We start from the raw sequence: 4939 nt of genomic DNA on the forward strand, positions 1-4939 counted from the left end.
GCCGTCGCGACAGCCCCTCCCGCTCAACCGACGCAACAACCCGTTCGCGAAGATCCATCGAGTAAGGCTTGCCCATCCATGCTGACCTCCTTGTCTCAGCAAGAAGGTTGAATCAGATTTGCACGCCTAAGGGAATCCTCGCCGATTCAGCCTCAATTCATCCCGCTCTAGAGCCTGTTCCATCCCGATGGAATCGGGATGGGGCACTATCTTCTTGTTGGAGCATGATCTTTTCCGAAAACTGGATTCCACTTTTCGGGATCCTGCTCCAGGCCTACGTCAGCTTTCTCATGACTCCAGATGCCTGTTCAGCATCAGCCGCAACTCATCCAGCACCTCGTCGCGCAGGCGCTCCTCGCCGACCAGCGTCAGAGGTATGCGCATAAGCTGGGGTACGATCACCGCCAGGCGCTCCGCCTGCCCTGCCGGCAAGCGCGGATAGGCTTGCGAAAACAAGGCGGCGATCTGCTCCCGGCGGAGGGCTCGCACCGCGCGCCGCCATTGATCGTCGCCCGGCAGATAGAGCAGCGACGAATAGACCGGATGCGTGGCCATGAACGTGCCCAGCAACGCGAACAACTGGTCGGCGATCGTCGCCGCGTGCATCGCCTCGGTTTGCTCGCGCAAGCCATCGAGCTCGGCCGACAGCTCTTCCGCCGTTGCGACAAGGATCGCCTGCGCCATGGCCTGCTTGGTCGGGAAGAACAGGTAGAGCGTGCCGATGGCCGCCCCCGCCCTGGCGGCGATCTCGGTCATCGTCGTGGCCTCGAAACCCTTTTCGACGAACAGTTCCGCGGCTGCTCCCATCAGGGCCGCGACACGGTCGCGGCCTCTTTTTTGCTGCGGCGCGCGCGGCTGCGGCGGTGTTGAGCTTGCTTTTTCAGAGGTCATCCTCATGCTTCCAAAAGTGAGACCATCCTCATATATACGTGAGAGTATCCTCATACATATGTGAGGCCAGCCTCATATGACGGAGGCCACGGCTATCATGCCAGCGTTGCCGGACATTACCACGATGATCGCCACCATGCAGGATCGTCCGCAACCCACAAATGGATGGTTCTGAGCAACACCACGCTCGGTATGCTGGCCGCCGCCATCAACGGCTCGATCCTTCTGATCAGCCTGCCGGCGGTGTTCCGTGGCATCGGCCTCAAGGCGCTCGACCCCGGGAACATCAACTATCTGCTGTGGACGATCATGGGCTACATGGTCGCCAACGCCGTGCTGGTCGTCGCTTTCGGCCGTCTCGGCGACCAGTTCGGCCGGGCCGAAATGTACAATCTTGGTACTCAATCGAGCAGACGCTGCTCTGGTCGGCGATCTTGATGCTCGGCTTCTGGCTGTTTCTAGGATCGTTTCGGAGGCGTTTCGTTTGCTGTTAGCGGCATGGTGGCGGGTGCCGCGAGCTTCGTGAGGCTGATGGCCCTGCCAGCCGACTCGGCCTTTGCCGGGGCTTCTGTTCCTCCTCGGCTGCGGCCTCTTCGTGGCGCGGCTGGCGCAGCGCCGACGCGCAATTGCCTGACGGCTAACGCCACAAGTCGACGATAGGCTCGCGGACAAGCATTGAGCCAGAGACGGATCGGGTTTCCATTCGAAGCGCGGCCTAGTAAACCCTATCCGCGATCGCAGCCGGTCTCGGGAGGTTCCGCGTGTCCAATTCTGTCAACGTCGCAAACGAGAACGGCGTCGCGGTGGTCACCATCGACAATCCGCCAGTCAATGCGCTGAGCTTCCATGTTCGCGAGCCGCTGATGCAGGCGCTGGTTGCCTTGCGGGACGATCCCTCGGTCGCGGCCATCGTCATTGCCTGTGCCGGACGGACTTTTGTTGCCGGCGCGGATATCACCGAGTTCGGCAAGCCGCTGCAGCAGCCGGAGCTGCGCGCCATCGTGGCGACGCTGGAGACCATTGCCAAGCCGACGGTCGCCGCCATCCACGGCACCGCGCTCGGCGGCGGGCTGGAACTGGCGCTCGGCTGCCATTTTCGCGTCGCAGATGTCCAGGCCAAGCTCGGCCTGCCGGAAGTCAAGCTCGGCCTGCTGCCGGGTGGCGGCGGCACGGTGCGGCTGCCGCGCCTTGTCGGCGTGCGGAAGGCGCTCGGCATGATCGTTTCTGGAACGCCGATCGGCGCGGGTGACGCACTCGTCTCCGGCCTGGTTGACGCCCTCTTCGACCGCGACCTTGTCGTGCAGGCCGTTCATTTCGCCAACGAAATTGTTGCCAAGGGCGGCCCGTTCACACCAGTGCGCGACCGCAATGAGCGGCTTGAGGAAGTTGATCTCCCGGCCTTCGACAAGGAGGCGACGGATCTCGCCAAAAGGGCGCGGGGCCTCGAAGCCCCGGTCGCCTGTGCACAAGCGGTCCGCAACGCCATGACGCTGCCATTCGACGAAGCGCTGGCGGCGGAGCGGGCGCTGTTCCTAAAACTCGTCGCCGGCGACCAGTCGCGCGCCCAGCGGCACCTGTTCTTCGCCGAACGTGAGGCGGCAAAGGGTCCCGGCAAGGACGTCGCCAGGCGCAAGATAGAACGCGTCGGCGTCATCGGCGCCGGCACGATGGGCGGCGGCATCGCCATGGCGTTTGCCAATGGCGGCTATCCCGTGACCTTGCTGGAGACCAGCGGCGAGGCGCTGCAGCGCGGGCTGGCGACGATCGAGAAAAACTATGCCGTTTCGGTCACGCGCGGTTCGCTGAGCGAAGACGCCAAGCGGGAGCGGCTCGGCCTGTTCAAGGGGTCCACCGACTATGGCGATCTCGCCGATTGCGACCTGATCATCGAGGCGGTGTTCGAGGAAATGGCAGTCAAGCACGAGGTGTTCGCCAAATTGGACACGGTGGCAAGGCCCGGCGCGATCCTGGCCACCAACACTTCCTATCTCGATGTCAACGCCATCGCCGCCGCGACGTCGCGGCCGCAGGATGTCGTCGGCCTGCATTTCTTCTCGCCGGCCAACGTCATGAAGCTGCTGGAGATCGTGCGGGCCGAGAAAACCGCGCCGGATGCGCTGGCGACGGCCGTCGAGCTGGCGCGGCGCATCAGCAAGGTGCCGGTCGTCGTCGGTGTCTGTCACGGTTTTGTCGGCAACCGTATGCTGGCTGCGCGGGGTTCCGAATCCGAGGCGCTGCTGCTGGAAGGCGCAACGCCCAGCCAGATCGACAAGGCGTTCACCGATTTCGGCTGGCCGATGGGGCCGTTCCAGATGGGCGACCTCGCCGGCCTCGACATTGGCTGGCGCAATCGCAAGGCGCGCGGCCTGACGGCAGTGATCGCCGACACGCTGTGCGAACAGGGGCATTTCGGCCAGAAGACCGGCTGCGGCTTTTATCGCTACGAGAACGGTTCGCGCACGCCTGCTCCCAATCCGGAGGTCGAAGCGCTGATCCGCGACAAGGCGGCCGAGAAGGGCATCGCGCCGCGCACCATCGGCACCGACGAAATCATCGAGCGCACGCTCTATCCCTTGGTCAACGAGGGCGCGAAGATCCTCGAGGAGAAGATCGCCGCCCGCGCCTCCGACATCGATATCGTCTGGGTCAATGGCTACGGTTTTCCGGTGGGCAAGGGCGGGCCGATGTTCTGGGCCGGCCTCGAAGGGGCGGGCAAGATCATCGAGCGGCTTGAATACTGGCACGAGCGGACCGGCAAGGATGTTTTCCGGGTGGCGCCGCTGCTGAGGCGGATGGCCGAGACCGCTTCGTGGGAAGACACTGCCGCCGGATAGGCCTTCTCCCGACGCCGCCAAATTTGACCATGTGGACAAAAGTCAAGCGCCGTTCCATAGTTCCCTGTCTGACATTCCTGAGAACAGCCGGCTCGACACGGCTGTCAGCCAGAGGGGCACTTCAATGACAAACGACAACAGCAAGATTCAAGGTCTTTCGCGCCGCAACGTGCTGGAACTGGGCGCGCTTGGCCTGGCGGCGGCCATGCTGCCGGGCAGCGCCTTTGCCAAGGACAAGAAGCTGAAGGTGGCGGCGATCTTCGCCACGCCGATCGAGGAGCCATGGGACAACCAGATCCATGTCGCCTTGCAGAAGGCCGAGAAGGAACTCGGCATCGAGTACAAATGGTCGGAAAAGGTGCAGACCGCCGATTTCAGCCGCGTCATGCGCGAATATGCGCAGGGCGGCTACCAACTGGTGCTGGGCGATGCCTTCGCCGCCGAGCGCGAATCGCGCAAGACGGCCAAGCAGTTTCCGAAGACCGCCTTCCTGTTCGGCTCGGGTGCCGGGCCGGCGGAACCGAATTTCGGTGTCTTCGACAACTGGATCCACGAGCCGGCCTATCTCTCCGGCCTGATCGCCGGCAAGATGTCGAAGTCGGGCACGGTCGGCGCCGTCGCGGCGATGGGCATTCCGGAAGTGAACCGGCTAGTCAACGCCTTCTTTGCCGGCGCCAAGGAGGTCAATCCCAACATCAAGAAGAAGGTCGCCTTCATCGGTTCGTTCTTCGACCCGCCGAAGGCAAAGGAAGCGGCGATCGCCCAGATCGATGCCGGTGTCGATGTCATCTATGCCGAGCGCTTCGGCGTCATCGAAGCGGCGGCCGAGAAGAAGATCCTGGCCATCTCCAACATGTCCGACCAGTCGAGCCTGGGTCCCGACACGGTGATCACCGGGCCGGTCTGGGACATGTATCCGACGGTCGAACAGGCGATCAAGCTGGTCAAGGCCGGTGTCTTTACCGCGCAGGACTATGGCGATTTCTCGCGCATGGCCAAGGGCGGCTCCTTCCTGGCGCCGTACCACAAGTTCGACAAGACGCTGCCGGCGGAGGTCAAGGATCTGGTCGAGAAGAAGAAGGCCGAGATCCTGGAAGGCAATTTCCGCGTGGATGTAGACGAGAACACGCCGGTTTCGGATTGATCTTTCACCCTCCCCCTTGTGGGGAGGGTCGATCCGCGAAGCGGAGCGGGGTGGGGGTCTTCGGCGCCGC

The 4939-nt window shown here is 63.4% G+C and carries 4 protein-coding genes; 3 read left to right on the forward strand and 1 reads right to left on the reverse strand.

All coding sequences use genetic code 11. From position 1 onward, the window contains the following. Positions 1–288: 288 nt before the first annotated feature. A complete protein-coding gene (locus tag AC1DVW_RS29555) occupies positions 289–945 on the reverse strand; it encodes a TetR/AcrR family transcriptional regulator (protein ID WP_477327907.1) in 657 nt (218 codons plus the stop codon). A 111-nt stretch (positions 946–1056) separates the two neighbouring features. On the opposite strand from AC1DVW_RS29555, the gene AC1DVW_RS29560 reads away from it, so the two are divergent. From AC1DVW_RS29560 to AC1DVW_RS29570, 3 genes are all read left to right on the forward strand, one after another. Next, a complete protein-coding gene (locus tag AC1DVW_RS29560) occupies positions 1057–1329 on the forward strand; it encodes a hypothetical protein (protein WP_477327909.1) in 273 nt (90 codons plus the stop codon). 323 nt (positions 1330–1652) lie between these two features. After that, positions 1653–3725, forward strand: a complete 2073-nt coding sequence (locus AC1DVW_RS29565) for a 3-hydroxyacyl-CoA dehydrogenase NAD-binding domain-containing protein (protein ID WP_477327911.1) — start codon at positions 1653–1655, stop codon at positions 3723–3725. 124 nt (positions 3726–3849) lie between these two features. Beyond that, positions 3850–4869 (forward strand): BMP family protein, encoded by a 1020-nt coding sequence (locus tag AC1DVW_RS29570; RefSeq protein WP_477327912.1) that lies wholly within the window; start codon positions 3850–3852, stop codon positions 4867–4869. The last annotated feature ends 70 nt before the right edge of the window (positions 4870–4939 follow it).

The sequence above is a fragment of the Mesorhizobium sp. P3_B5 genome, from assembly GCF_056402815.1.

What these genes read in the sequence shown, in the direction of transcription:
- AC1DVW_RS29560 (WP_477327909.1), top strand. Translation starts at nt 1,057, where the DNA reads ATGGTTCTGAGCAACACCACGCTCGGTATGCTGGCCGCCGCCATCAAC.
- AC1DVW_RS29570 (WP_477327912.1), top strand. Translation starts at nt 3,850, where the DNA reads ATGACAAACGACAACAGCAAGATTCAAGGTCTTTCGCGCCGCAACGTG.
- AC1DVW_RS29555 (WP_477327907.1), bottom strand. Translation starts at nt 945, where the DNA reads ATGAGGATACTCTCACGTATATATGAGGATGGTCTCACTTTTGGAAGC.